The following is a 26492-nucleotide window of genomic DNA, read 5'->3' as shown; positions in this document are numbered from 1 at the left end:
CGCGCTCACAAGGTGAGACGTCGGGTCCATTTCCAGTGCGCCGGGACGTCGAGCACCGCTCCGGCCGTCCTGTCGCCGGCGTCCGCCACGGGGACGTCCCTGCTGAAGCCCCGTCCGCGGACCCGTATCCGTATCTCCCAGCGCCCCTCGGACGCGTGGGCGAGCGTGCCGCGCAGGGTGAAGCGGGACCCGGACAGCCTGGTGACCTCCGTCTCCAGCACGACGCGCTGCTCCCCCAGGGCCAGCACGAGCTCCAGTTCGGCATCCTCGGGACAGTCGGGGAGCGTCACCGCGGCGGTGACCCTGGGCGCGCCCAGGGGGCGCCTGGCGACGGCAGCGCAGGCGTCCGGGCCCAGCCGGTGGCGCTGCGCCCCGATGTCCAGGTTGGTGTGACGGTGCGGCTCGGAGGCGTAGACCGCCGCGGCGACCAGCGGGGCGTCCCCGCCGCCCGTCAGCCGGGCCACGGGCAGGGGGGCCGGCTCGGGGGCGGACAGCCAGGCGATCTTGGTGAGGGGCTCGCCGCCGTCCTCGGCGGGCGCGCCGACCTCCAGTCGCACGGTCCAGTTGCCGTCGGACAACGGGCCTGCGCCGGCCGCTCGGGCCGGGTCGACCTCCGCCCGGTAGTCGCCGTTCTCGGTGCGGACGGCGGGCACCCGGTGCTCGGCCGCGCCGTTGCGCAGGACCAGCGCGGCCTGCTGGCCTGCCGCGGGCAGCAGGGTGAGCGCGGCGTTGCCGGTGACCGCGAGCACGCCGTCCTCCCAGGTCCATGCGTGCGCGGACTGGCGCAGCACCACGCGGGAGGTCAGGTCGTAGCAGGCGTCGGGCAGCGCGCGAGTGCCGTCCCGGAAGTACGGGTACGGGGCCCAGGCGCGGCCGTCGCGGACCACCGCCGGGCCCACCTCGCCCCCGGCGTCGGCGCGGACGATGTGGGTGAGCTCCTCCAGCAGTCCCTCGCGCAGGCAGTGCGCGCGCAACCGCAGCCGGGGCGGCAGGGCCTGGAAGATCCGGTCGGTGAGCCATTCCTGGACCACCGGGCGGGCGGTCTTGGCGACCATGGCGCGCTCCTCCTCGTCGAGGGCGGCGAAGTGGCTGCCGAAGACGCTGAGGATCTCGCCGTGGAAGTGCCGCTCGACGAGCTTGTCCCGGTCGGCCCCGGCGGGCACGTGCTCCCCCACCAGGTGCAGGATGGACTCGCCGTGCCGCAGGTGGTCGACCCAGTCGATGTCCTGCTCGGAGGCGTTGCTGTTGTCCTCGCGGCCTTCCAGGACGTAGCAGTCGTGGTCGGCGACGACGGATATCCTGCGCGCGTTGAGCAGGCCCTTGACGGAGAACGGGACGTCCTCGCCGCGCAGCCGGTTCTCCACGAAGCGCAGCCGGTGGCCGTCTATCAGGGTGCGCCGCCACAGTTTGTAGGCGGCGAGAGTCCAGTAGACCGGCGAGTCGAAGAGGCTGACGTCGGGGTTGCTGCGGCGCAGGTCCACGGGTGCCGGACGACCGCCGCCGCCGACGATCCGGCCGTAGACGACGTCCGACCCGTGCTCGTCGGCCATGGCCAGCAGGCGCTCCAGCGCCTGGGGGCCGAGGTGGTCGTCGGAGTCGAGGAAGAACAGGAACTCGCCGCGGGCGTGCTCGATGCCGACGTTGCGCGGCTTGCCCGCGCCTCCCGACGCCTCCTGGTGCACCACCGTGACGTTGGCCCGCTCCCGGGCGAAGTCGTCGAGCCAGGCGGCGCTCCCGTCGGTGGAGCCGTCGTCGACGGCCACCACCTCCCAGTGGTCCTGGCCGAGGCTCTGGGAGAGGACCGAGCCGAAACACCGCTCCAGGTACGGAGCGGTGTTGTGCACGGGTACGACGACGGACACGCGTGGGTTCACCTGGCACACCCTTCGGAGAAAAGCCGTCCCCGCACCGGCGTGCGGGGACTCTGCCGGCACGAGAGCCAAGTGAAGCGGCTGGAGAGGCAGAGGAGGTCGTTCGAACACTTGAATTCTGCGGCCCGGCCCCCGACGGGCCCCCCTCGGGGTGCTGTAAGGTGCGTCACATGTTCGCGCAGACCCAGACCCGCTCCTCCCAGAACTGGTGGTGGACCGCTCATCCGGCGGCCCACTGATCGCGCGTACATCCACTGACGCAGAGGCCGCCCCAGGAGGGCGGCCCTTTTGTTTTCCCGGCCGTTCCTCCGGCTCCGTATCCGGAAGGAACCCACCGATGTCCGATCCCGTCGCGCTGCTGTCCCGTCTCCTCGACGAGGACTGCCCGCCCTTCGCAGTGCTGCGCCGCCGCACCCCCGGGCGCGACCACGACACCGTCGAGGTGCTGATCGGCGCGGTGCACGAGGCCGAGCGCCTCGCGGACCTTCCGGTCGGCGAGGTCGGACGCCCGGTGCTGGCGCTCGTACCGTTCCGGCAGATCAGGGAGCGCGGCTTCGACGTGCGTGACGACGGCACGCCGCTGAGCGTGCTCGTCGCGGACGAGTCGTACGAACTCCCTCTCGAAGGCGTGCGGGCCGCGCTGCCCTCGCACCGGGTGCGGGTGGAGGACGGCGGTTTCGACGTCGCGGACGAGGAGTACGAGGAGATCGTCCGGCGTGTGGTGGACGGCGAAATCGGGCGCGGCGAGGGCGCCAACTTCGTCATCCGGCGCACGTACACCGGGAGCGTCCCGGGCTTCGGACGCGCCGACGCGCTCGCCCTCTTCCGCCGGCTGCTCGACGGGGAGCGGGGTGCGTACTGGACGTACGTCGTGCACACGGGGGACCGCGTGCTGGTGGGCGCGAGCCCCGAGGTGCACGTGCGGATGTCCGGCGGGACGGTGGTGATGAACCCGATCAGCGGCACCTACCGCTACCCCGCCGACGGTCCCACCCCCGAGGACCTGCTCGACTTCCTCGCCGATCCGAAGGAGACCGAGGAGCTGTCGATGGTCGTCGACGAGGAGCTCAAGATGATGTGCACCGTCGGCGACAGGGGCGGGGTCGTGGTCGGCCCGCGGCTCAAGGAGATGGCGCACCTCGCGCACACGGAGTACGAGTTGCGCGGACGCAGTTCGCTGGACGTGCGCGAGGTGCTGCGCGAGACGATGTTCGCGGCGACGGTGACGGGCTCGCCGGTGCAGAACGCGTGCCGGGTGATCGAGCGTCACGAGGTGGGCGGGCGCGGCTACTACGCGGGTGCGCTGGCCCTGCTGGGGCGCGACGCGACGGGCGCACAGACGCTCGACTCGCCGATCCTCATCCGTACCGCCGACATCTCCCCGGACGGCAGGCTGCGGGTACCGGTCGGCGCGACCCTCGTACGGAACTCGGACCCGGCCGGGGAGGTCGCGGAGACACACGCCAAGGCGGCGGGGGTGCTGGCCGCGCTGGGAGTGCGTCCGGGGCGTCCTCGCGAGGAGTCGGTACGGCCTCTCCTCGCCGACGACGCGCGGGTGCGGGCGGCGCTGGACGGACGGCGGGCGCACCTCGCGCCGTTCTGGCTGCGGATGCAGGAGGGCACCCGCACTTTGTCCGGACATGCTCTCGTGGTCGACGCGGAGGACACCTTCACCGCGATGCTCGCGCACGTCCTGCGCGCCTCCGGTCTTGAGGTGTCCGTACGCCGTTACGACGAGCCGGGTCTGCGGGAGGCGGCGCTCGGGCACCCGGGCCCGGTCGTGCTGGGTCCCGGCCCGGGGAACCCCGCGGACGCGGACGACCCGAAGATGCGCTTCCTGCGGGCGCTGACGGCGGACCTGTTGCGCGGGGCGCGGCACGGGGTGCTCGGGGTCTGCCTGGGGCACGAGCTGATCGCGGCGGAACTGGGCCTGGCGGTCGTGCGCAAGCGGGTGCCGTACCAGGGGGTGCAGGAGACGGTCGATCTGTTCGGGCGGCCGGAGACGGTCGGCTTCTACAACAGCTTCACGGCGGTCTGCGACGACGCGGCGGCGGCCGAGCTGGCGGCACACGGCATCGAGGTGGCCAGGGGTGGTGCCGGGCAGGCCGGGAGCCGCGGGGGCGCGAGGGCGGCCGGGGGCGCGGGCGGCGTGAGCGCCGACGGCTCGGGCGAGGTGCACGCGCTGCGCGGTCCCGGATTCGCCTCCGTGCAGTTCCACCCGGAGTCGGTGCTCAGCATGCGGGGGACGGCGGTGGTGACGGACCTGCTGGCAGGGGTGGCTGCGGCCGTCGCCCGGTCGGCCGACTGAGCCGGGGGTCTGCGCGCGCACCGGGCACGGCCGGGACGTCCTCGTACCGCGTCCGGTGCGCACGCCGCTCACGGCGCCCCGCGGCGACGCCCGCCACCGTCTCCGGCGCGTCACGCCCGGCGGTCTGCGCGCGCCGGGCCGTCGCCGCCCCCGGTCGGTGCCCCGATCCTCCGGGCACCGTGCGTCCGCACGTGCGGGTCCCTTCGTCGCGCCGAGCACGGAAACCCGCCACGCCAGGGGCGCGCTCAGGCGTCGTCGAGACCGCGTTCGATCGCGTACCGCACCAGTTCGACCCTGTTGTGCAGCTGGAGCTTGCCGAGGGTGTTCTGCACGTGGTTCTGGACGGTGCGGTGCGAGATGACGAGGCGCTCGGCGATCTGCTTGTACGACAGCCCCTTGGCGACCAGCCGCAGGACCTCCGTCTCGCGCTCGGTGAGCTGCGGGGCCTTCGGTTCGTCGGGGGCGGTCGGCGCCGGGTCCGAGGCGAGGCGGCGGTACTCGCCGAGGACGAGCCCGGCCAGTCCCGGTGTGAAGACGGGGTCGCCCGCCGCCGTACGGCGCACCGCGTCGCACAGTTCCTCGGTGGACGCCGACTTCAGCAGGTAACCGGTCGCCCCGGACTTCACCGCTTCCAGCACGTCGGCGTGCTCGCCGCTCGCGGAGAGCACCAGCACCCGCAGCCCGGGGTCGGCGCCGACCAGCTCCTTGCAGACCTGCACGCCCGGCATGCCCGGCAGGTTCAGGTCCAGGACCAGCACGTGGGGGCCGACGGCCCGCGCGCGGCGCACCGCCTGCGGGCCGTCCCCCGCGGTGGCGACCACGTCGTACCCGGCGGCCGTCAGGTCGCGGGCGACGGCGTCGCGCCACATCGGGTGGTCGTCGACGACCATCACCTTGATGGACCGCGTCTGCTCCGCGGTCGCTTCGGTCTCTTCACTCATCAGCGTTACGCCTTCCCCCGGGGAACCTTCAGTTCGACTTCCGTGCCCTGCCCGGGTGTCGAGAGCAGTTCGGCGCTCCCGCCCAGGTCCCGCAGCCGCCCGCGGATCGACTGGGCGACGCCGAGGCGTCCTTCTCCCTCGGCCTGCGCGAGCCGACCCTCGGGGATGCCGGGACCGTCGTCCCGTACCGTCACGATCACCTCGTGCGGCTCGTCCTCGACCAGCAGCCAGGCCTGGGCGCCGTCGCCGGCGTGCCTGCGGACATTGTCCAGTGCCGCACCGACAGCGGCCGCCAGCTCTCTGGCCGCGGCGGGGGCGAGCAGCACCGGAGCCCCGGGTTCCGCGAAGGAGACCCGGGCCCCGGCGTGCGGGGCGAGCAGCACGCGCAGGTCGACGGCACCCGTCTCCGTCGCGTCGTCCGGCTCGTCGACCTCGACGCTGCGGACCACCGCGCCCCGGGAGGCGTCCTCCCAGGCCCGGCTGGGCGGCACCAGACCGCTGGAGACCAGGGTCCGCAGGGCCACCTCCTGCTCACCCGCCATGCGGCCCAGTTCGGCGGCCTCGCCGCCCAGGGCGCTGCCGCGCCGCTGCACCATGGCGAGCACCTGGAGGACGCTGTCGTGGATGTCCCGGGCGAGCCGTTCGCGCTCGCGGGTGGCGGCCTCGATCTCCAGGGCGCGGGCGAGGGTGCGCTCGGAGGCGCGGGCGACTTCCACCACGTAGCCGATGGCGATGGAGGCGACCCAGACCAGCAGCACGTTGTGCAGGGTGTCGCGGCTGGGGGTGCCGCGTTCCACCAGGTTCGCGGCGGCGACCAGGGACGAGGCGAAGGCCGCCCAGCGCCAGCCGCCCTTGATGGCGAACGCCAGGACCGAACCGGCCGTCCATATGCTCGGCAGGGTCGGGCCGTCGATGTGCCGCGCCTCGAAGTTGGCGAGCGGGGTCAGCAGGATGCCGACGAGGGCGACGGCGAGGTCGGCGCCCAGGAAGGGCTTGGTGCAGTGCGCGGCGTTGGCCACCCTGGGGAGCGTGGCCAGCGTCCACAGGGCCATCACCGCCAGATAGCCGACGGCCACCCAGGGGCGCTCGAACTCGTCCCGGGTGAACACGTACAGCAGCACCGCGTAGACCATCGTGAGCACGCGGTACCCGGTGAGCGCGCGCCACAGCGGCTGCTCGACCGACATCCGCACGACCCGCTCGCGCCGTGCCTTCGCCATCTCTCCCCCACCCCCGAAAAGCTCTCCCCGGCCCCCGAGAAGCACGTCTCCGGCTCACTCCCGTGCGCCCCGCCCGCCGTACCGGGCGCGCCCAGGACCAACGACGCCCCCGGGCACGGAAACGTTCCGCCCCGCTCGGCGCGTCCGGCCTACCCTGCCGGGTCCGCCCGCTCGGCCTCTGCCTTCGCCGCCTTCTCCAGCTCCGCCCTGGCGGCCTTCTGGGCCTTCTCCAGCTCGGCCTTCTCCGCCTTGGCCGCCTTCTCGGCGTCCGCGATCTGCCGCTTCGCGGCGGTCGCGTAGATGTCGACGTACTCCTGGCCGGAGAGCTTCATGATCTCGTACATGACCTCGTCGGTGACCGAGCGCAGGATGAACCGGTCCCCGTCCATGCCGTGGTAGCGGCTGAAGTCCAGCGGTTTGCCGATCCTGATGCCCGGCCGCAGCAGTTTGGGGAGGACCTTGCCCGGCGGCTGGACCTTCTCCGTGTCGATCATCGCGACGGGGATCACGGGTGCGCCGGTCGCCAGCGCCACGCGCGCGAGACCGCCGGGCTTGCCGCGGTAGAGGCGTCCGTCCGGGGAGCGGGTGCCTTCGGGGTAGATGCCGAAGAGGCCGCCGTTCTCGATGACCTCGATGCCCGCCCTGATCGCCGACTCACCGGCGCCGCGCGCACCGGAGCGGTCGACCGGGAGCTGTCCGACGCCCCTGAAGAACGCGGCCGTGAGCCTGCCCTTGACGCCGGGCGAGGTGAAGTACTCCGCCTTGGCGATGAAGGTGACCTTCCGGTCCAGCACGGCCGGAAGGAAGAAGGAGTCGGAGAAGGACAGATGGTTGCTCGCGAGGATCGCCGGCCCGTCCGCGGGAATGTTTTCGAGGCCCTCCACCCAGGGTCTGAAGGCGACCTTCAGTGACCCTCCGATGGAGAACTTCATTGCGCCGTAGATCAACGTGTGCCTTTCCTTGTCTGTCGACAAGACCATAACCCGGGTCCGGCCTGCGCTCTCTCCCCCGCGGGCGCCCGTGCCCGCCCCACGCGCGTGCCCCTGCCGGGGGCCGCGGGAACGCCGCCGCCCTGTGGGCCGGGGGCCCTGCGGACCTGGTCGGTGTCGGTCCGGTCGCGTACGGTGAAGGCATCTTGAGCCCCCCTTTCACGAACAGGAGACCCCGGTGCCGGTCCTTCCTGGAGCCGAGCCGTTCCGCCACGAGGGCGGAGAGGTAGGCGTCCTCCTCTGCCACGGTTTCACCGGTTCCCCGCAGTCGCTGCGCCCCTGGGCCGACCACCTGGCGGAGCGGGACCTGACGGTTTCCCTGCCGCTGCTGCCCGGTCATGGCACCCGCTGGGAGGACATGCAGGTCACGGGCTGGCAGGACTGGTACGCGGAGGTGGACCGCGAGCTGCGCGACCTCGTCGGACGGTGTGCGCAGGTCTTCGTCTTCGGCCTCTCGATGGGCGGAGCGCTGGCCCTGCGGCTGGCCGCGAAGCACGGCGACGCGGTCAGCGGAATCGTCCTGGTCAACCCGGGCAACAAGGTGCACGGTCTGGCCGCGCACGCGCTCCCGGTCGCCCGGCATCTGCTGCGCACGACGAAGGGCGTGGCCGACGACATCGCGCTGGAGGGCTCGCACGAGGTGGGCTACACGCGGGTCCCGCTGCACGCCGCGTACTCGCTGCGCCGCTTCTTCCGGCTGGTCGACGGCGAGCTGCCGCAGGTCACGCAGCCGACGCTGCTGCTGCACAGCCTCCAGGACCACGTGGTCCCGCCGGCGGACTCGGCCCGTGTCCTCAGCCGCATCTCGTCGACCGACGTCACCGAGATCCTGCTGGAACAGAGCTACCACGTGGCGACGTTGGACCATGACGCGGAGCGGATCTTCGACGAGAGTTACGCGTTCATCGGCCGCCTCGCTCCGAGCGTCGGGAAGAAGGGGAGCACTGCTGGTGGCTGAACACAACGCGGAGCGCGCGGACCGCGAGGAGGAGCGGGAGCCGGAGGCCGTCACCGACGGCCGCAAGGACGACGCGGCCGTGCCGCTGGACGAGTCCGCCGTCTGGGAGGCGATCGTGGCCGGTTACGGGGAGGAGCCGCCGGACCCGCCGGGGGCGAAGCCGTTCAAGTCGGTGGACGACCTGGCGCGTCTGGAGGGCGGGGTCAACGGGGACGGACCGGCGGCCGAACCGGGCCCGGTGGAGGACGACCGTCCGGTGGGCAGCTCGGTGATCTTCGCTCCGGGCGTCGGGACGGCCGGCCCCCGGGACTTCTCGCCCGCCGAAGCGAAGGACGAGGACCTCGACGAGTCGGACGAGGGGCACTTCGTCCCGCCGGACCCGGACCTCCCGGAGGCCGACGTCACGTCCAAGTTCGCCTGGCTGGCGGTGATCGGCGGACCGCTGTTGCTGCTCGTCGCGGTGCTGCTGAGCTGGGACATGACCTGGTGGCTCCAGGTCCTGGGCATCGGCGGCTTCCTGGGCGGCTTCGCGACACTGGTGGCCAGGATGTCCCACGGCTCGGACGAAGAGGACGAGGACCCCGGCCGCGGAGCAGTCGTCTGACCCGACGCGGAGCAGCCGTCTGACCCGCCGCGGCCCCGTGGACGGCTCGGCCGCCCGTCGCTTCTCCACGCCCGCCGGCCCTCTTGGGTGACGGGGCCGCACGCCCCTCTCCCACCCCCAGCCTTTTCGGGCGGCCGGGCCGCCCCTTCCCCCCACCCCGGCAGCACCCTTGCGCGGCGGGGCCGCTCGACGTGAATCCCTCTTGGGCGACGGGCGCGCCCCGAGGGGCGAGGGGTACCTCCTGCACGAAGAGCGGAACCGAGTGCTCGGGGGAGGGAGGGCAAGGGAAGCGGCCCCCACCGGACGGTGCACCCTCCGCGCCACGCCCCGCCCGCGCCCAACCACCCACCCACCCACCCACCAGGCGTGGCGCCCCCGCACCACAGAATCCGCGCTTCCGCTACCTCCTCGCCCCCTCCCCCGGCACCCGCACCGCCCCCACCACCGGCAAGTGATCCGTAGCCGCCCGCAGGTCCGCTCCCGGCAGCTCCGGCACCCCGCACCCCAGCACCTCCACCCCCTCGGTGGCGAAGATCGCGTCGATCCTCTGGTGCGGATCCGACGGCACGGACGTGAACTCCCCGCCCCACGGCGCGGTCGCCCACCCGTCCTGCAACTCCCCCGCCAGTCGGCGGAAGGTCCGCCCGTCCGGCCTGTCGTTGAGGTCACCGCCGGCGATCGCGTGCGCCACGCCCCGGGCCCGCCACCCCTCCAGGTGCTCCAGCAGCAGCCCCGCCTGCTCGTACCGTTCGTCGGCCTGAAGGCTCAGGTGGCAGCTCAGCACCCCCAGCCGCGCGCCCCCGATCCGTACGACCGCCGTCGCGAACCCCCGCTGGTGCAGGCCGGGAGTACGCGGCAGCAGCACGTCCTCGGTGTGCTCCACCGTCGCCCGCAGCGAGCACAGCAGCAGCGGCCCCGCGGCGGGCGCGCCTCCGCCCAGCACCACCAGGTCGCTGTGCGCGGCCAGCCAGGCAGCCTTCTTGCGCCAGCGGAAGAAGCGCGGCGCCTCCTGGATCAGCACCAGGTCGGGCTCACAGGCGCGGATCACCCGGGCCAGCGCTTCCCGGTCGTCGCGCATGGAGCGGATGTTGTAGCTGAGGACACGCACGACGGCCGAGCCGTCGGGTTCCGTCGCGGACGGGGGCAGGGGATCGGTCGCCATGCGGGCCAACATAGACCGGTGCCCGCCGCGTCCTGAAGTGGACGCGACGGGCACCGACTCACGGACGGGAGGGGCTCAGCCCTGGCGCGCCAGGTCCGCCGCGCCGACCAGTCCGGCCTTGCCGCCGAGCTGTGCCGCGAGGACCTGCGCGTGCGGCCGCCACTGGCCGCCGATCAGCCAGCGACGGAACGACTTGCGGATCGGGCCGAGGACGAGTTCGCCCTCGTCGGAGACGCCGCCGCCGACGATGAACGCGGACGGGTCGAACAGCGAGGCGAGGTCCGCCAGGCCCGCGCCGGCCCAGCGGGCCAGCTCGCGGAAGGAGTCGACGGCGACCGGGTCGCCCTGCCGGGCGGCGGCGCTGACGTGCTTGCCCTCGATGCCCTCGACGGTACCGTCGCCGAGGCCGAGCAGGATCTCGGCGTTCTCTGGGGTGGCGTTGGCGCGCTGTCGGGCGTAGCGCACGAGGGCGCGGCCGGACGCGTACTGCTCCCAGCAGCCCTGGCTGCCGCAGCCGCACAGCAGGCCGTCCGGAACGACCCGGATGTGGCCGAACTCGGCGGCCACGCCGAAGCGTCCGCGGCGGAGCTTGTTGCCGATGATGATGCCGCCGCCCAGGCCGGTGCCCAGGGTGATGCAGATGACGTCCTCGTGGCCCTTGCCGGCCCCGAACTTGTACTCGCCCCAGGCAGCAGCGTTGGCGTCGTTCTCGACGACGACGGGCAGGCCGACGCGCTGCTCGACCTTGTCCTTGAGCGGTTCGTGGCGCCAGTTGATGTTCGGGGCGAAGAGCACGGTGGCGCGCTTGTCGTCCACGTATCCGGCGGCGCCGATGCCGACCGCCTCGACCCGGTGGCCCGAACTGACCTCCGAGACCGCCGCGGAGATCGCGTCGACCATCGCCTCGGGGGTCTTCGGTGTCTTCACCTTGTACGTTTCGAGGATCTGTCCCTCTTCGTCGACCACTCCGGCCGCGATCTTCGTGCCGCCGATGTCGACGCCGATGGTGAGTCCCATGAGTCCCTCAGTTTTAGGTCGAGCCCCGCTCGGAGCCGGAGACAGGCTCCGAGGGCCACGGTACCCGAGGAGGGCGCTCAGTCGAGGTCGATGTGTTCACCTTTTGAACGGTCCTCCGGGTCATCTGGACCCTTTTCGGATGACCTGGGTGTTTTGTCCGTACGCTCGGAGCTCGTCGTCGGGGCGGTGGAACCCTGCGTCCAGCGCTGCTCGTGGCCGACGACCGCCGACCGGTAGGCCGCCAACAGCTCGTTTCCCGCTGCCGCGAGGTGGTCGAAGACCTGCGGGTTGCGCTCCACCACCGGCTCGACCACTGCCTTCGCCTGCTGAACGAACTGCTGAGCGACGCCCTGGGCCGCCATACCGAACAGCGGGGACTGCAACGCGGACACCTTGTCGGTGACCGCGTCCATCAGCCGGCGCAGTTCCTCGGCGGCGGACCCCGTCTCGCGGCCGTGCTGCGCGCGGCGGCGGGCCTTCTCGGCGGCGAGGTCCTCCTCGCACGCCGTCGCCCAGGCGTCCGCGTGGTACTCCTGCGACGCGTCGTACGCCCGCGAGGCACGACCCTCGGAGTCGTACGCCCGGGAATCGTCGGGGCGTTCGGTGGCTTCGCTCATGACGCACTCCTGCGACGCGGGGAGGGGGCAACGGAAACGTACGCCTTCGACGTTACCCGAACAGCGGTACGCCGTTCCTGGTCCGTTCTCCCCGGGGTCCGGGACCCGGGGCCCGGGAGCCCCGCGCCCGCGGCACCGGATCTCACCGTCCGCGCGGCCACAGCCCCGGGTCCGGCGTGAAGCGGACCCGCAGCGTCCCGTCGTGCAGCGCCGCGCCCGAGACGGCGCACCGGCGCAGCGCGGACGGGAGCGGAAGTATGCGCCGGAACGGCCCGGCGGACAGCACGAGTTCGTCGCCGCGCCGGACGAGGCCCAGGTCGCCCTTGGTCGCGCCGGGCAGCGGCAGGTGCCACACCAGCACGCCGTCCTCGCCGAGCCGGTCCTCCACGGGGCGCACCGCAGCGTTCGCGGGGCCGCCCCGGGGAAGGCCCGGGAGGTCCCGCGCGAGCAGCTCCAGGTCCTCGACGCCGTGCGGGGCACGCCCCAGGTGCGGCAGTTCCCGTACCGGGGCGGGGTTCTCGCGCACCTCCTTGAGGTGCGCCTGCTGGTGCGCGGAGAGTGCGGCCAGCCAGGGGTCGGGCGATGCGGTGGGCAGCACCCGGTTGGCGACGACCGCGTCCACGGCGAGACCGTGCAGGGCGCAGCCCAGTCGCGCGGTGCGCAGGGCGTCCGCGGCGGCCGGCCCCGGTTCGACCACCAGCCGCACCGACACGGCGGGGCCCTCGACCACGGCCTGTGCGGCGGCCAGTTCGGCGTCCTGGCGGGCGCTCGTCTCGTACAGCCACTGGGCGGGCATCGGCACCCCGGCGAGCTGCGCCAGCATCGGCCGCAGCGAGCGGGCCGCCTGCCGCTCGGGCGGCAGCAGGCGGCGCAGGTAGCGGCGCAGCTGCTCGGGCAGGGCGAGGGCGGCCAGGGCGGTGTGCGTGGGCGGCATGTCGACGACGACCAGGTCGTACGGGGCGCCGGGTGTCCGGTACAGGGTCCGCAGCGCCCGCAGCAGGGCGAACTGCTCGCTGCCGGGGAGTTCGGTCAGCTCGTCGGCGTCCAGGGCGCCGGCGCCCAGCAGGTCGAGGGCGGCGGTGGAGCGCTCCTGGAGGGCGACGAGTCCGGTGCGGAAGTCGTCGGCGGAGTCGATCCGTGCGGCCCGCAGGCGGGGTTCCGCGGCGAGGGGCGCCGGTGCGGAGGCGACGGAGGCCGCGGATATCGCCCCGACGGGGGCCCCGAGCGCGGGCCCCAGGGTGTCCTGGCGGTCGGTGCCCAGGAGCAGCACGCGCGCGCCCGCGCGGGAGGCCGCGAGCGCGGTCGCGGCGGCGACGGTGCTGCGGCCCGCACCGCCGGGGCCGGTGACGAGGACCGTGCGCATCAGGGGTCCGGTGTTGCCGGCGGTCCCGCCTTCCCGGGCCTCGGCGCCGGGCCCCGGGACGCCGCCCGGCCCGTCGGAACCGGGCGGTCCGGCGGGCCCCGGGGGCCCGGAGGCCCCCGTCGCAGCCGACCGCCCGGAGTGTTCGCCGGCCCCTGCGGACGACGCGCGTCCCGTGCTCATACCCGTTGCTCCCGTGCCGTCCCGTAGCCGCTGGATCAGCTCGTGGGGCCGGACTCGACGCGCTTCTTCAGACCGGCGAGCGCGCGGTCGATGATGACCTTCTCGGCCTTGCGCTTGATCATGCCGAGCATCGGGATCTTGACGTCGACGGTGAGCCGGTAGGTGACCTCGGTGCTGCCGTTCGCGGCGGGGGCGAGGTGGTACGAGCCGTCGAGGGCGCGCAGCATCTGGGACTTCACCAGCGTCCAGCTGACCTCGTCGTCGCCCGTCCAGGTGTACGCGAGGGTGTGGTCGTCCTTGATGGCGCCGGCGTCGAGCACCAGGCGGACCTTCTCGGCGCGGCCGTCGGCGTCGGTGGCCAGGACCTCGGCCTCCTTCACCTCGCCCGTCCAGTCCGGGTAGCGGTCGAAGTCCGCGATGACGCCCATGACGTCGGCCGGCGCCGCCTCGATGGTGATGCTAGAGCTGGTGTGTTCCGCCATCGCGGTGGCTCCTCAGGGTCCGGACCGGGGTGTGCTGACTGGGATGTGCTGACTGGGGCGTGCCGAGTGGGGTGCGCCGTGGGCTGCGGGACCGGTTCGTGGCTGGTGCGGGACCCGCTCGCCGGGCAGGGGCGTGCCGCGTGAAGGCTACCCCGCACGGCCGGCTCACCACTCCAGGGCCCAGGGCCGCCCGGTGGAGGCGAAGTGTCCGACGTTCACGCACTCGGTCGCGCCGACGCGCATCCGGCGGGCCAGCGGCTGGTGCACGTGGCCGAAGAGCGAGTACCGCGGGCGGGTCCTGCGGATCGCCTCCAGCAGGGCGCGGCTGCCGCGCTCGAAGCGGCGCGCCACCGTGTCGTACACCAGCTCGGGGATCTCGGGCGGGATGTGCGAGCAGAGCACGTCGACCTCGCCGAGCGCCTCGACCTTGGCGGCGTACTCCTCGTCGCCGATCTCGAAGGGCGTGTTCATGGGGGTGCGCAGGCCGCCGCCGACGAAGCCGAAGACCAGGCCGCCGATCTCGACGCGCTCGCCGTCGAGCACGCGCGTACCGGGGCTGACCGTGCCGGGCCCGGCGAAGTCCGGCCAGAGCGCGGGGATGTCGACATTGCCGTACGTGGCGTACGTCGGGTCCGGGAACGCCGCGAACAGCTGCGCGTACTGCTTGCGGACCGCCGTGTCGGTCGCCGTGCGGCTGTCGACCTCCAGCCCCGCCCACAGCCGCCGGCTCAGTTCGCGGGCCTCGTCGAAGCGGCGCGCGTTGCGCAGCTCGACGATGAGGTCGGCGTTCTCGGTGCCGAAGAGGTCGGGGAAGATGCCGCGCGAGTGATCCGCGTAGTCCAGGTACAGCACGAGGTCGCCGAGACAGACCAGGGCGTCGGCCCCCTCGCCCGCGCGGGCGAGGTCCGCCGCGTTGCCGTGCACGTCGCTCACCACATGAACTCGCATGACGATCAGCCTAGAACCCCGGCCGATCGCTGAGTAGAGGCGGTCCCGTTCGCCGTGGCGGGCGGGCGGACCTGCGGTTACTTCCGAGTCGCCCCGAGGGTCGACTACTGTGCGCCAAGCACCGTCCGATCAGTGTGACGCAGCGTACATCTGCCCGGGACCCCCTATCGGGAACCGAGTACTGGTGGGTAACGTCCGGGCAGTCCAGTCGTGCTCATCCCCCACTGAGCACCTGCCCGACCTTGGACCGCAGCCGGCCCCACGCCGACGTGGCGACCGGTGCCTGATGAGGAGCAGCAGTCTTGCGCGAGTTCAGCCTTCCGGCTCTGTACGAGGTCCCTTCGGACGGCAATCTGACGGATCTCATCCGCCGCAATGCCGCTCAGCATCCCCACACCGCGGTCATGGGCCGCAAGGTCGCGGGGACGTGGACGGATGTCACCGCCACCCAGTTCCTGGCCGAGGTGCGCGCCACCGCCAAGGGCCTGATCGCCGCGGGCGTCGAGCCGGGCGACCGGATCGGCCTGGTGTCGCGCACCCGCTACGAGTGGGTGCTGCTCGACTTCGCGATCTGGAGCGCGGGTGCGGTGACCGTGCCGGTGTACGAGACCAGCTCCGCCGAGCAGGTGCAGTGGATCCTGGGCGACTCGGGCGCGAAGTTCTGCCTGGTCGAGTCGGAGGCCCACCGCGAGTCCGTCGCCTCCGTGCAGGGCAGCCTGCCGGACCTCAAGGGCGTCTGGCAGATCGACGCGGACGCCGTCGGTCAGCTGACCGCGTCCGGGGCGGACATCTCCGACGAGCTCCTCGACGCCCGGATGTCCTCGGCGAACGCCGACGACCCGGCCACCATCGTCTACACCTCCGGCACCACCGGCCGCCCCAAGGGCTGTGTGCTGACCCACCGCAGCTTCTTCGCGGAGTGCGGCAACGTGGTGGAGCGGCTGAAGCCGCTGTTCCGCACAGGTGAGTGCTCGGTGCTGCTGTTCCTTCCGGCCGCGCACGTCTTCGGACGGCTCGTCGAGGTGGCGTCGGTGATGGCGCCGATCAAGCTCGGCTGCGTGCCGGACATCAAGAACCTCACCGACGAGCTGGCGTCCTTCAAGCCGACGCTGATCCTCGGTGTGCCGCGCGTCTTCGAGAAGGTCTACAACTCGGCCCGCGCGAAGGCGCAGGCCGACGGCAAGGGCAAGATCTTCGACAAGGCCGCCGACACGGCGATCGCCTACAGCCGCGCCCGGGCCACCCCCGAGGGGCCGGCGCTGGGCCTGCGGCTCAAGCACAAGGTCTTCGACAAGCTGGTCTTCAGCAAGCTGCGCGCGGTGCTCGGCGGGCGCTGCGAGTACGCGATCTCCGGCGGGGCGCCGCTGGGCGAGCGGCTGGGCCACTTCTTCAGCGGCATCGGGTTCACAGTGCTGGAGGGCTACGGACTCACCGAGTCCTGTGCGGCGACCGCCTTCAACCCGTACGACCGGCCGAAGGTCGGCACCGTCGGCCAGCCGCTGCCCGGCTCGGTGGTGCGCATCGCCGACGACGGCGAGGTGCTGCTGCACGGCGAGCACATCTTCACGGGGTACTGGAACAACCCGTCGGCCACCGCCGAGGCACTGACCGACGGCTGGTTCCACACCGGAGACATCGGCACCCTCGACGAGGACGGCTACCTCGCGATCACCGGCCGCAAGAAGGAGATCATCGTGACGGCGGGCGGCAAGAACGTCGCCCCCGCCGTGATCGAGGACCGCATCCGCGCGCACGCGCTGGTCGCGGAGTGCATGGTGGTCGGCGACGGACGGCCGTTCGTCGGCGCGCTCGTCACCATCGACGAGGAGTTCCTGGGCCGCTGGGCCGAGGAGCACGGCAAGCCCGCGGACTCGACGGCGGTGACGCTGCGGGACGATGCGGATCTGCTGGCCACGGTGCAGCGGGCGGTGGACGACGGCAACGCGGCGGTCTCCAAGGCGGAGTCGGTACGCAAGTTCCGCATCCTGCCCGCCCAGTTCACCGAGGAGGCCGGACACATCACGCCGTCGCTGAAGCTGAAGCGCAACGTGGTGGCGAAGGAGTTCGCGGACGAGATCGAGGCGCTCTACCGCGGCTGACCACCTGGGCGCGCGGCCCGGCGGGCGGTGGCGCCGCGCCGGGGCCGGGCGGAGACGCCGCCCGCGGTCCGCGCCGTCGCAGCCGGCCGGGCGGCCCGTCGGAGCGCTGCCGTGCACCGAGCACGCCCGCCGGGGACGGCGACCTCCGCAAGGCCCCCCGCTGTCCGCGGGGCCGCCCCCGGCCGTCTCCCGTCCAGCGCCTCAGAGCAGCGTCCTGAGCTTCTCCGCCAGCAGGTCCCAGCGCCACCGCTCCTCGACCCAGGCGCGCCCCCGCTCGCCCATCCGCCGCCGCAGCTGCGGGTCCTGGAGCAGCGCGGTGATGCGGTCGGCCGACTCGGCGGGGTCACCGCCCCGTACGACCCAGCCCGTCTCCCCGTCGAGCACGGCGTCCGGCGCTCCCCCGGAGTCCCCGGCCACCACCGGCAGCCCGGTCGCCGAGGCCTCCAGGTAGACGATGCCGAGCCCCTCCACGTCCAGCCCGCCGCGCCGGGTGCGGCACGGCATCGCGAAGACGTCCCCCGCCCCGTAGTGCGCGGGCAGTTCGCTCCACGGCACCGCGCCGGTGAACCGCACCGAGTCCGCGACGCCCCGCTCCCGGGCCAGCCGGTGGAGGTCCTTCTCGTACGGTCCGCCGCCGACGATCAGCAGGACCGCGTCCGGCACCGCGCGCAGGATCGCGGGCATCGCCTCGATGAGCGTGTCCTGGCCCTTGCGCGGCACCAGCCGGGACACGCACACCACCACGGGCCGGTCGGTGAGTCCCAGCCGCGCCCGCACCGCGTCGCCGCCCGAGCCCGGGTGGAAGGTCTTCTCGTCGACGCCCGGCGGCAGCTGGACCATGCGTGCCGCGGCCCCGGGGGTGAGCGCGGCGGCGATCCGGGAGCGGGTGTACTCGCCGAGGTAGGTGATCGTGTCCGTGCCCTCGCCGATCCGCCGCAACAGGTTCCGCGAGGCGGGGAGTTGCGCCCAGCCGGCCTCGTGCCCGTGCGTCGTGGCGACCAGTCGCCGGGCGCCCGCGCGGCGCAGCGCGGGGGCCATCAGCCCGAGCGGGGCGGCGGCACCGAACCACACCGACGTGCACTGGTGCTCCCGGAGCAACTGGGCGGCGCGCCGGGTCACCCGGGGCGTCGGCAGCAGCATCGTCGTCCCGTCGCGCACCACCGTGAAGGGCTGCTCGGCGTCGAACGCGGCGGTGGCCTCCGCCCCCTCGCGCCCGCGTTTCCACGTCGACGCGTAGACGACGAGCTGCTCGGGGTCCAGCCGCAGCGCCATGTTGTGCAGGAACGCCTGGATGCCGCCGGGGCGGGGCGGGAAGTCGTTGGTCACGATCAAGGTCTTGTCCATCGTCGCCGACAGTACCCAACGGCGACGCCTCGTCGCCCGATCGCCTCCGCGCCCGGCATCATGACCCTTCAGCCGAACACATCGAACGAGGGTGGTCATGACACTCCCGAGCAGCACCGGACGCCCGGGCCGCTTCCCCGCCCCGCCCGCCCCGGCCCCGTCCGGAGCCGCGGCCCCGCCCGCCGCCGTCGCGCCGTCCGCCGCACTGGCCCTGCCCGTCGCGGTGTGGGTCCTGACCCGGGCCCTGCTGCTGCTCTTCGTCTTCAAGGTGCTGGTCTTCCCCGGCCCGGACGTCACCAGCGACGTGTCGGTCATCTATCAGGGCTGGTTCGAGGTGCTGAGGACCGGCACCTTCCCGCTCGACGACGTGACCTGGCAGTACCCGCCGGCCGCCGCGCTCGCCGTCCTCTCCCCCGGCCTGCTGCCGTTCTGGGACTACGCGTCGGCGTTCTTCGTCCTCGCCTGCCTCGCGGACGCCGTCGTGACGGGTCTGCTGCTGTACGCCGGCCGCCGGCCCGGCAAGCGGCTCGCGGGGGCGTGGGTGTGGATCGCGGGTCTGGCGCTGCTGGGCCCCACCTCGTACGCCCGGTACGACGTGATGGTGACCGGCATCGCGGTCGCCGCGCTGCTCGCGGGGGCCCGCAGGCCGCGCCTGACGGGGGCCCTGGCCGCGCTGGGGGCGATGCTGAAGGTCTGGCCCGCCCTGCTGCTCGCGGGGACGGCACGCGGGCGTACGACGCGTTCCTCCTGGTCGGCCTTCGTGCTGACGGCGCTCGCGCTGGTGCTGCTGTTCACCGCGACCATGCCCGGAGCGCTGGCGTTCCTGACCTTCCAGCGGGACCGGGGCACCGAGGTGGAGTCGCTGGGCGCGCTGGTCTTCCACGTCGCCCGGCAGTTCGGCTGGGAGGGCGAAGTCCTGCTCAACTACGGCTCGGTGGAGTTCCTGGGCCCGTACGTGCCGCTGGTGAGCACCCTCGCGATGGCGCTCACCGCGCTCGCCTTCGGATGGCTGCTGTGGTGGCGGCTGCGGGCGCGGCGGTTCAGCTCCTCGACGGCGTGCGACGCCGCGTTCGTGGCGGTGCTGCTGTTCACCACGACCAGCCGGGTGATCAGTCCGCAGTACATGCTGTGGCTGGTCGGCCTCGGGGCGGCCTGCCTGGTGTTCCGGGGCAGCCGGATGGACCGGCCGGCGCACCTGGTGCTGGCGGCGACCCTCGTCACCTGTCTGGAGTTCCCGCTCTGGTTCTCGCACGTGGTCGCCAGTGACGCCCTGGGCGTGAGTCTGCTGTTCGTCCGCAACGGCCTGCTGGTCGCGGCGACGCTGCTGGCCTGCCGCACCCTGTGGCGGCACACGGTGAGCGGGCCGGCGGCCGCGCCGCACCGTCCCGTGCCGACGCGGCGCCACGTCCCGGCGGAGCGGGAGGACCCCGCGCCGACGGCTCAGCCGAGCACCTCGCGCAGGTAGGAACGCCACTGCGCGGTGAAACCGTCGAGGGTCGTGCCCAGTTCGGTGTGCAGTGCCCTCTCCACCGCGCCGTCCCGCTGCGGGTGGCGGCCGACGGACACGTAGAACGCGAAGAGCGTCCGCTCGTCGGTGCGTTCCACGATCATCCGGCAGGCCAGCCAGCCGCCCTCGTACGCCCCGGCCAGGCGGTCCGCGTCGCCGGCGAAGCGGAAGTCGTCGTCGGCGGGCAGGGCGGCGGGCGGCCCGTCCCGCCGCACCGCGCGCCGCAGTTCGGGGGCGATCCGGGCGGGGGTGCGGTCGCTCCCCCGGTAGGCCACCCAGTCGGCGAAGCCCTCCGACAGCCACATGGGGGTCGCGGCGGTGGTGTCGGTACGGGTGGCCACGTGCGTCGTCTCGTGGGTGAGCACCACCTGTTGCCCGGCCGCCCCCAGCACGTCGTACGCCTCCGGGTTGACGATCACCCGGTCCGCCGACGTGCGCTTCCCGGCGCGGCCCGCCCCGGTGGTGACGGCCGCTATGCCCCGGTACCCGGCGGCGGGCGATCCCAGGAGCGCGCCCATCCCGCCGAGCGAGGGCGGCACCAGGAGCACCGCCGCGAGGTCGCGTTCCCGTTTCCACACGTCGGCGACGGCGGCCACCGCGCGCTCGGCGTTCTCCGCGACGGCCCGCAGCCGCTTCCCGTCCTGCCCGGCCCCCAGAACGATCGCGTGCCGCCCGCGCACGGCGGTGACGGGGCCCTGCTGCCAGATCTCCTGCGAGCCGCTGCGCTCCGGCCGGTCCCCGGTGATGCACCACTGCCCGCCCTGCCGCAGCAGGTCGATGCGGCGCCAGGTGACGGCGGGCACGGTGTCGTACCCGTCGATCCGGTACCGGTGTTCCACCCGGGCGGTGGCGGTGGCGCCGCCGGTCCTGTCGAGCCCGGTGAGCCGGTACTCCCAGGAGGCGAGCGGCACCGCGGCGAGGTTCTCGAACTCCCGTTCCTGTGCGGCCCGAAGGCCGTCCGCACCCGGTTCGAGTACGTCCAGGCAGGCCTGCCGGTCGCGGCCCAGGAGGGCGGCGGCCCGCTTCGCCAGCAGCCGCCGCACGTCGCGGGCGGCGGTGTCGGCCGGCGCGGCCGGGGCGGCGCAGGAGGCCGTCAGCGCCCCGCCGAGCCCGGCGCCGAGCCCCAGTCCGAGCACCGCCCGCCGCCCGTACCGTCCGCCGCTCGCGTGTCCGCCCATCCGGCGATCGTACGACGGCGGGATCGGGGCCCGTACCGCCGTACCGCCGCGCCGCGACCGGACCTGCGGCGGCTCGTGGGGGCGCCGGCGGTCAGACCCGGGTCACCGCCGAGATCGGCATCATGCCCACCGGGTCGTAGCGCACCGGCGCTCCCGGGTAGGGCGCGTGCACGACCTGGCCGTTGCCCATGTACATCCCGACGTGGCTGGCGTCGTCGCGGTAGGTGACCAGGTCGCCGGGCTGCGCCTCGTCCAGCGAGACCTGTCGGCCCGCGGACCGCTGCGCCTGCGAGGTGCGCGGCAGCGAGACCCCGGCCTGCCCGTACGACCACTGCATGAGGCCCGAGCAGTCGAAGCCGGACGGGCCGTTGGCCCCCCAGACGTAGGGCTTGCCGACGGCGTTCCTGGCCGCCAGCACCGCGGCGGCGGCACGTGAGGACGCGGGCATCGCCCCGGACATCTCCGGCATCTCCGCGCGTCCGCCGCGCGAGGCCCGGTCGAACTCGGCGCGTTCCGGCTCGGGCAGCGCGTTCAGCATCCGGCGGGCCTCGGCGAGCTTGTGCTCGACGGTGCGCTTGTGGCGCGAGACGACGGCCCGGTTCTGCTCCAGCTCCGCGAGCTTGCGGGTGGCCTCGGTGCGCTCCTGACCCAGTCGGCGCTGCGCCTCGGTGAGGGCGTGCACCCTGCCGGTGTGGAAGACGCCGATGCGGTCGAGGGCCGCGGCCTTGTCGAGGTAGCTGTCCGGGTTCTCCGACAGCAGCAGCGACATCGCCGGGTCCATGCCGCCCGACCGGTACTGCGCGCCGGCCAGCTGCCCGATCACTCCGCGCATCCGGTTGAGGCGCTCCTGGCCGCGAGCCGTACGGTCGCGGGCCCGGGCGACCTCCTCGCGGAGGGTCTCGGCGCGCTCGTTGGCCCTGTTGTACTGCTCGGTGGCCTTCTCCGCCTGTTCGAAGAGCCGGTCGACCGTGGCCTGGGTGGCGGTGGGCGCTCCCGACGGGTCGGCGCCCGCCGGGGTGGCTCCGAGGGCCGCCGCCGCGGTCGCCGCGGCCGCGGACAGGACGGTGACCCGGGTGCTCTGCGTGAGCCCGGACTGCGAGGGACGACGGTGTGACGCCACGGGAAGCCGCACTCCTTCCACTGCTGGGGGGCAGCGCCCTGCCGCCCGGGGCGGGCGGACTGCTCGACGGGCACTGCGCTGGCAGACAGTAGCGGGGCGCTCACAGGGCGGCCAAAGAGGCGGGCGGGTGAGAAAGGGACCAGGACAGCGCGACGCCCCGCCGATGACCAGGTCATGGGCGGGGCGGGCGGTCAGCACGGGCTGCCGTGATTCGCTCGAACGGGCGGTGTGTTCGGCGTCACCGGCCGGGCGGGGCGGGCTCGGGGGCCGCGCACCGCCGGTGCGTGGGGCTCAGCCGCCGACGCGCACTCCGTACATGAACGACCCGAGGTACTTCATGTCCTCGTAGCGGACGTTGGTGCCCGGCTTGGGGGCGTGCAGCGACTGACCGTTGCCGGCGTAGAAGCCCACGTGGGCGAGGTCGCTGAAGAACACCAGGTCGCCGGGGCGCAGGTCGCTCTTGTTGTAGATCTTCGGGCCGGCGTTCACCTGGGTGAATGTGCTGCCGCCCACCGTCACGTTGACCTGCTGGAACGCCCAGTAGACAAGACCGGAGCAGTCGAACGCGTTGGGACCCTTGTTGCCCCAGTCGTACGGCGCGCCGATCTTCGTCGCGGCCTTCGCCATCGCGGCGGCGCCGATGCCGGAGGCGGCCACCTCGGTACCGAGCTCGACGCGGCCGCCGGCGTCACGGCTGGCGCGCTCCTCCTTCTGCTGGATGGCCCGGCGCTCTTCCTCGGTCAGCGTGTTGTACAGCTTCCGCGCGTCGGCGAGCTTGGCCTGGATCGTGGCCTTCTTCGCGCCGAGTTCCTTGCGTACGGCGGCGAGGTCGGCGAGTTTGCCGCTCGCCTCCTCGCGCTGCTGGGCCAGGGTGCGCTGCTTGGCCTGGATCTTGCGGAGCGACTCGGCCTGCCGGGCCGTCAGCTGGTCCATGGCCGAGGCGCGGTCCAGGAACTGGTCGGGCTCGGAGGAGAGGAAGAGCTGGAGCGAGGGGTCGACGCTGCCGGTGCGGTACTGCGCGGTGGCCAGCGAACCGAGGCCGTTGCGCAGTTCGTTGAGGTCGCCCTGACCGCGGGCCACCGAGTCCTGGAGGTTCTTGACCTGCTTCTCCAGGGTCTCCTGCTTCTCCTTCGCCCCGTTGAACCTCTCGGTGGCGGCCTCCGCCTCCTCGTACAGCGCGTCGACCTTCGCCTTGACTTCCTTCTTGTCCGGCTTGGGCGTGGCGTTCGCCGACTGGGAGGTGAGCACGACGGCGGCCGCGGCGGATATGGAGAGCACGGTCACACGGGTGCGGCTCGGCTGCTTGGGACGACGGTGGGACGCCACGGAGGCGAGCTCCTTCTTCCTCAGCCGCCGACCAGCGAGGTTGGCGGGCCCCTCGCCGATACTCCGGATGAGTGATCAACCGTGCGAAGGTTCGAGCCCAGACCCTAGTGACCTTCTTGTGATCAGTTCAAATCCTCAGGAGAAAAATCTCGCCCCTGAGCCACATGAATTCCACGCGTCACACCGTGCGTCATGGGCAGTTGACGCAGCGCCATGCCCAACTCGCCGCATTCCGGACGTTGTCCGCACGAGTGGGACATCCCCCCGCACAGACCGTCACACGCGCGAGAGCCGCTTCAGCAGCATCACCGAAGCGACCGGCCGGGCACCCGACTTGGCGACCCCGTCGGCGACCTCGCGGTCGGTGGAGACCACGACCACCGGACGTCCGGCCGGCTCCGCCCGTACCAGCTGCCGGATCAGTTCGTCCGCCGTCACGCCCGCCTTGCTGAACAGCACCCGCACTCCGCGCGGCGGTGCCAGCAGCACCGGGGCCGCCAGCTCCGCGCCGTCGAAGACACAGGTGACCTCGGCCCCGGTCGCCGCCGCCAGCATGGACAGACCGCCCAGCAGCCGCAGCCGCTGCTTCTCCAGCGGCATCGTCGGATAACCCGTCTTCGTCACGTTGTACCCGTCGACCACCAGGTGCGCCTGCGGCAGCGCCAGCAGCTGGTCGAGGACCGCCGGATCCGTGTCGGACAGGGCGCGGGCCGCGATGTCCTTGGGCGACATCCGGCCGGGTTCGACCGCGTCCACGCCGTCCGCGGGCCGTCCGGCCGACGGCGGCAGGGCGAGTTCGCGACGCAGCCCCTGGGCCGCTTCGAGCACCGTGTCCAGCAGCAGCCGCAGCCGCATGTCCTCGACGCTGCGTCCCTCCCGTACGGCACGGCGGCCCGCCTCCACGGACGCCTCCGCCTCACCGAGCCTGGCCCGCAGCCGCCGGGACTCCGCCTCGGCGGCGGCGACCTGGGCGGCCGCCTCGGCCCTGATGCCGTCGATCTCGGCCTGGGTCCTGCGCAGCGCCGCCTCGCCGCGCTTGACGTCACTGAGGGCGCCGCGCAGCTTGCGCTGGGCCGCGTCGCACTCCTTGCGGGCGGCGTCCAGTTCGGTGCGCAGCCGCTCGGTCTCCGCCTTGGTGCGCTCCCGCGCCTCGGCCAGCTCGGCCCGCACCCCCGCCAGCTCGCGCTGGGCGGCCTCGTCGGCGCGTTCGGCGTCCGCGCGCAGGACCTCCTCGCCCGCGGCGGCCACCAGCTTCACCCAGCCCGCCGGGCGCAGCACGTAGGCCGCCGCCGCGACGTCGACGGGATCGGCCGCGGCGGGCGGCGACCCGGCCTCCAGCGCGCGCGTCAGCTCGGGCTGCGCCTCGCGCAGCCGCTCGCCGATCCGCTGCCGGAAGACCGGGGCGCTCTCCAGTGCGGCGGCCATCGCGTTGCCCGCGAACTTGGCACGCCGGCTGGGGGTGAACCGGGCGTACTGCCGCAACTGGGCGGGGAGTTCGGCGACGCTCAGACCGCCGAAGGCGTCCGAGACCAGCGTCACGACCCGCCGCCGCACCCCCTCGGGCAACGGGCCGTCGAGCACCTCTGCGGCGTCGTCGGCCGACCCGGCCGCCTCAGCGCCGCTCGCAGGCTCCACAATCCGTCACCCCATCACCTTCGCTACCCGCGGTGAGCGGGTACTGCCCTGCCGGGCCGCCCTCCCCTGGTCTCCCTAGGAGCCGGCGTCCGGCCTGTCCACCAATTCGATCTGATCCACCGCGTTGCACCAACGGCAGCGCACGGACTCGATGGTCTCACTGACCACCTCGCGTTCCTCGACCTTCGACTCCCCGGCCAGGTCCAGGTGGACGTACTCGACGACCTTGGACGAGCGGGTCACGTCGAAGCGCGTGAGATTTCCGCAGAGCGTGCAGCGCCACCGGGTCGCGGCAGTCGGCAGGGGAACCGTCGTCGTCATGCGTACCGTCCTCTTCCTTCGAAAATACGAGAAACTACGAAACCTGCGAACATCACGAACACGCCGGGCGTGTCCCGTACGTCGTTGCCGCGGTGCGCCGTCGAACTGCGGATACCCTGCGCGCAACCCTACGGCCTTACCGGTACCCCGCGCGGAGGGCAGCCGACCCTTGAGACCGGCGGCGCGGGCGGCGGGCCACCGGCGAGCCGGAACGCGCGGGGCGGCGGCGTTGCCGCATGCTCGACACCATGAGCAAGGTCACGGACAAGGCCCCCCGGCGGATCCCGGGCCTCGGCCCGCGCTGGCGGGCCCTCTCCCGCGCCCCCCTCGTGACGTACTCCGTGATCGGCGCCTGCTGTGTGGTGTTCCTGCTCGGCCCGGCCTCCGGCTTCAACCCGTCGTACGGCACGGGCGACGCGCTCCTCCTCGCGCAGGGCGCCTACTTCGAGCGCTGGGGCGTCGTCCCCGAGGAACTCGTACGGCTCGGCCCGCACGCCCTGCTGACCCCGCTCAGCGCCCTGTTCGTGCACGGCAACTGGCTCCACCTGCTGGGCAACATGCTCTTCCTGTACGTCTTCGGCGCGATGACCGAGGAGCGCATGGGGCGTCTGCACTACGCGCTCTTCTACGTCGTCACCGGCTACCTCGCGCTCGTGGTGTACGCCGTCGTGCACGCGTCCTCGACCGAGACGCTGGTCGGGGCGTCCGGCGCGATCTCCGCGGTGCTGGGCGCGTTCCTGTGCCTGTTCCCGCACGTGCGCGTCACCAGCGTCTTCCCCTTCCTCCTCTTCCTCCCGCTGCGCTTCCCGGCGTGGATCGTGCTGGTCTTCTGGTTCGTGCTCCAGTGGCTGGCCGCGCAGGGCCTGGGCACCGGGCCGGGCGTCGCGTATCTGGCACACGTGGTGGGCTTCGCGGGCGGATTCCTCTACGCGTGGGCGCGATTTCGCCGTACGGCTAGAGTGAGGTCCGCAGCAGCGCCACCGGCCACCGAGGGAGAAAGCCAGCCGTGATCACCGCGATCGTGCTCATCAAGACCAGCGTGGACCGGATCCCCGAGATCGCCGAGTCGATCGCCGCGCTGGACAGCGTCAGCGAGGTCTTCTCCGTCACCGGCACCTACGACCTGATCGCCATGGTGCGCGTCGGACGGCACGACGACCTGGCGGACATCATCCCCGGCTCGATCAGCAAGATCCCCGGCGTCGAGGCGACGGACACCCACGTCGCGTTCCGCACGTACTCGCAGCACGACCTGGAGGCCGCGTTCGCGATCGGCCTCGACGGCTGATTCCCGTACCCGAC

24 protein-coding genes are annotated in these 26492 nt (G+C 73.1%); 8 read left to right on the top strand and 16 right to left on the bottom strand.

Annotation, left to right across the window (positions count from 1 at the left end; all coding sequences use genetic code 11):
* Positions 1-5: 5 nt before the first annotated feature.
* Positions 6-1874: a glycosyltransferase family 2 protein gene (locus tag ACQPZG_RS25475; protein ID WP_433548042.1), complete on the bottom strand. Its 1869-nt coding sequence runs from the start codon at positions 1872-1874 to the stop codon at positions 6-8.
* A gap of 167 nt (positions 1875-2041) precedes the next feature.
* Here ACQPZG_RS25475 and ACQPZG_RS25470 point away from each other — a divergent pair, with 167 nt between their 5' ends.
* Positions 2042-2110: a trp operon leader peptide gene (locus ACQPZG_RS25470; RefSeq protein ID WP_433549545.1), complete on the top strand. Its 69-nt coding sequence runs from the start codon at positions 2042-2044 to the stop codon at positions 2108-2110.
* Between the two features lie 98 nt (positions 2111-2208).
* On the top strand, positions 2209-4179 hold the full coding sequence (locus ACQPZG_RS25465; RefSeq protein WP_433548041.1) for an anthranilate synthase family protein: 1971 nt from the start codon (positions 2209-2211) through the stop codon (positions 4177-4179).
* A gap of 245 nt (positions 4180-4424) precedes the next feature.
* Here ACQPZG_RS25465 and ACQPZG_RS25460 read toward each other — a convergent pair whose 3' ends face one another.
* From ACQPZG_RS25460 to ACQPZG_RS25450, 3 genes are all read right to left on the bottom strand, one after another.
* Complete coding sequence (locus ACQPZG_RS25460; protein ID WP_433548040.1) at positions 4425-5120, bottom strand: response regulator; 696 nt, start codon at positions 5118-5120, stop codon at positions 4425-4427.
* 5 nt (positions 5121-5125) lie between these two features.
* Entirely contained in the window at positions 5126-6340 is a 1215-nt protein-coding gene (gene macS / locus ACQPZG_RS25455; protein WP_433548039.1) for a MacS family sensor histidine kinase, read from the bottom strand.
* A gap of 149 nt (positions 6341-6489) precedes the next feature.
* A complete protein-coding gene (locus tag ACQPZG_RS25450) occupies positions 6490-7287 on the bottom strand; it encodes a lysophospholipid acyltransferase family protein (RefSeq protein WP_433548038.1) in 798 nt (265 codons plus the stop codon).
* 220 nt (positions 7288-7507) lie between these two features.
* On the opposite strand from ACQPZG_RS25450, the gene ACQPZG_RS25445 reads away from it, so the two are divergent.
* Positions 7508-8287 carry an alpha/beta hydrolase gene (locus tag ACQPZG_RS25445; RefSeq protein WP_433548037.1) on the top strand — a complete coding sequence of 260 codons (780 nt, stop codon included), beginning with the start codon at positions 7508-7510 and terminating at the stop codon, positions 8285-8287.
* Complete coding sequence (locus tag ACQPZG_RS25440; RefSeq protein ID WP_433548036.1) at positions 8280-8891, top strand: hypothetical protein; 612 nt, start codon at positions 8280-8282, stop codon at positions 8889-8891. Before ACQPZG_RS25445 ends, ACQPZG_RS25440 begins: the two co-directional genes overlap by 8 nt.
* A gap of 400 nt (positions 8892-9291) precedes the next feature.
* On the opposite strand, the gene ACQPZG_RS25435 is transcribed toward ACQPZG_RS25440, so the two are convergent.
* The 6 genes from ACQPZG_RS25435 to ACQPZG_RS25410 all read right to left on the bottom strand — a co-directional run bounded on the left by ACQPZG_RS25435 (position 9292) and on the right by ACQPZG_RS25410 (position 14660).
* The gene (locus ACQPZG_RS25435; RefSeq protein ID WP_433548035.1) at positions 9292-10053 is read right to left on the bottom strand and encodes an endonuclease/exonuclease/phosphatase family protein; all 762 of its coding nucleotides are present in this window, start codon (positions 10051-10053) and stop codon (positions 9292-9294) included.
* A 75-nt stretch (positions 10054-10128) separates the two neighbouring features.
* Complete coding sequence (locus ACQPZG_RS25430; RefSeq protein ID WP_433548034.1) at positions 10129-11070, bottom strand: ROK family glucokinase; 942 nt, start codon at positions 11068-11070, stop codon at positions 10129-10131.
* 77 nt (positions 11071-11147) lie between these two features.
* Positions 11148-11687, bottom strand: a complete 540-nt coding sequence (locus tag ACQPZG_RS25425) for a DUF5304 domain-containing protein (protein ID WP_433548033.1) — start codon at positions 11685-11687, stop codon at positions 11148-11150.
* Between the two features lie 142 nt (positions 11688-11829).
* Positions 11830-13050 carry an ArsA family ATPase gene (locus ACQPZG_RS25420; RefSeq protein ID WP_433549544.1) on the bottom strand — a complete coding sequence of 407 codons (1221 nt, stop codon included), beginning with the start codon at positions 13048-13050 and terminating at the stop codon, positions 11830-11832.
* Positions 13051-13265: 215 nt separating this feature from the next.
* Entirely contained in the window at positions 13266-13712 is a 447-nt protein-coding gene (locus ACQPZG_RS25415) for an SRPBCC family protein (RefSeq protein WP_433548032.1), read from the bottom strand.
* 165 nt (positions 13713-13877) lie between these two features.
* Entirely contained in the window at positions 13878-14660 is a 783-nt protein-coding gene (locus ACQPZG_RS25410; RefSeq protein ID WP_433548031.1) for a metallophosphoesterase family protein, read from the bottom strand.
* 302 nt (positions 14661-14962) lie between these two features.
* Between ACQPZG_RS25410 and ACQPZG_RS25405 the strand changes: the two genes are divergently transcribed.
* Positions 14963-16759, top strand: coding sequence for an AMP-dependent synthetase/ligase (locus tag ACQPZG_RS25405; RefSeq protein ID WP_433548030.1), 1797 nt, complete (start codon positions 14963-14965; stop codon positions 16757-16759).
* Positions 16760-16960: 201 nt separating this feature from the next.
* On the opposite strand, the gene ACQPZG_RS25400 is transcribed toward ACQPZG_RS25405, so the two are convergent.
* Positions 16961-18103 (bottom strand): glycosyltransferase family 4 protein, encoded by a 1143-nt coding sequence (locus ACQPZG_RS25400; RefSeq protein WP_433548029.1) that lies wholly within the window; start codon positions 18101-18103, stop codon positions 16961-16963.
* 97 nt (positions 18104-18200) lie between these two features.
* Between ACQPZG_RS25400 and ACQPZG_RS25395 the strand changes: the two genes are divergently transcribed.
* Positions 18201-19568 carry a glycosyltransferase 87 family protein gene (locus ACQPZG_RS25395; RefSeq protein WP_433548028.1) on the top strand — a complete coding sequence of 456 codons (1368 nt, stop codon included), beginning with the start codon at positions 18201-18203 and terminating at the stop codon, positions 19566-19568.
* Here ACQPZG_RS25395 and ACQPZG_RS25390 read toward each other — a convergent pair.
* The 5 genes from ACQPZG_RS25390 to ACQPZG_RS25370 all read right to left on the bottom strand — a co-directional run bounded on the left by ACQPZG_RS25390 (position 19544) and on the right by ACQPZG_RS25370 (position 25190).
* A complete protein-coding gene (locus ACQPZG_RS25390) occupies positions 19544-20788 on the bottom strand; it encodes a hypothetical protein (RefSeq protein ID WP_433548027.1) in 1245 nt (414 codons plus the stop codon). The two genes, ACQPZG_RS25395 and ACQPZG_RS25390, sit on opposite strands and share 25 nt — an antisense overlap.
* Before the next feature lie 91 nt (positions 20789-20879).
* On the bottom strand, positions 20880-21908 hold the full coding sequence (locus ACQPZG_RS25385) for an NlpC/P60 family protein (protein ID WP_433548026.1): 1029 nt from the start codon (positions 21906-21908) through the stop codon (positions 20880-20882).
* Positions 21909-22199: 291 nt separating this feature from the next.
* Entirely contained in the window at positions 22200-23234 is a 1035-nt protein-coding gene (locus ACQPZG_RS25380) for an NlpC/P60 family protein (RefSeq protein ID WP_433548025.1), read from the bottom strand.
* A gap of 276 nt (positions 23235-23510) precedes the next feature.
* A complete protein-coding gene (locus ACQPZG_RS25375; protein ID WP_433549543.1) occupies positions 23511-24872 on the bottom strand; it encodes an NYN domain-containing protein in 1362 nt (453 codons plus the stop codon).
* Positions 24873-24944: 72 nt separating this feature from the next.
* On the bottom strand, positions 24945-25190 hold the full coding sequence (locus ACQPZG_RS25370; protein WP_185025808.1) for a hypothetical protein: 246 nt from the start codon (positions 25188-25190) through the stop codon (positions 24945-24947).
* Between the two features lie 248 nt (positions 25191-25438).
* On the opposite strand from ACQPZG_RS25370, the gene ACQPZG_RS25365 reads away from it, so the two are divergent.
* Positions 25439-26200, top strand: a complete 762-nt coding sequence (locus ACQPZG_RS25365) for a rhomboid family intramembrane serine protease (protein ID WP_433548024.1) — start codon at positions 25439-25441, stop codon at positions 26198-26200.
* Positions 26197-26478, top strand: a complete 282-nt coding sequence (locus ACQPZG_RS25360; protein WP_185026533.1) for an Lrp/AsnC family transcriptional regulator — start codon at positions 26197-26199, stop codon at positions 26476-26478. The genes ACQPZG_RS25365 and ACQPZG_RS25360 overlap by 4 nt, the downstream gene beginning before the upstream one ends.
* Positions 26479-26492: the final 14 nt, after the last annotated feature.

The sequence above is a fragment of the Streptomyces sp. CA-294286 genome (genome assembly GCF_050947155.1).
GTDB lineage: Bacteria > Actinomycetota > Actinomycetes > Streptomycetales > Streptomycetaceae > Streptomyces.
This window is presented reverse-complemented; position numbering and strand designations above follow the sequence as displayed.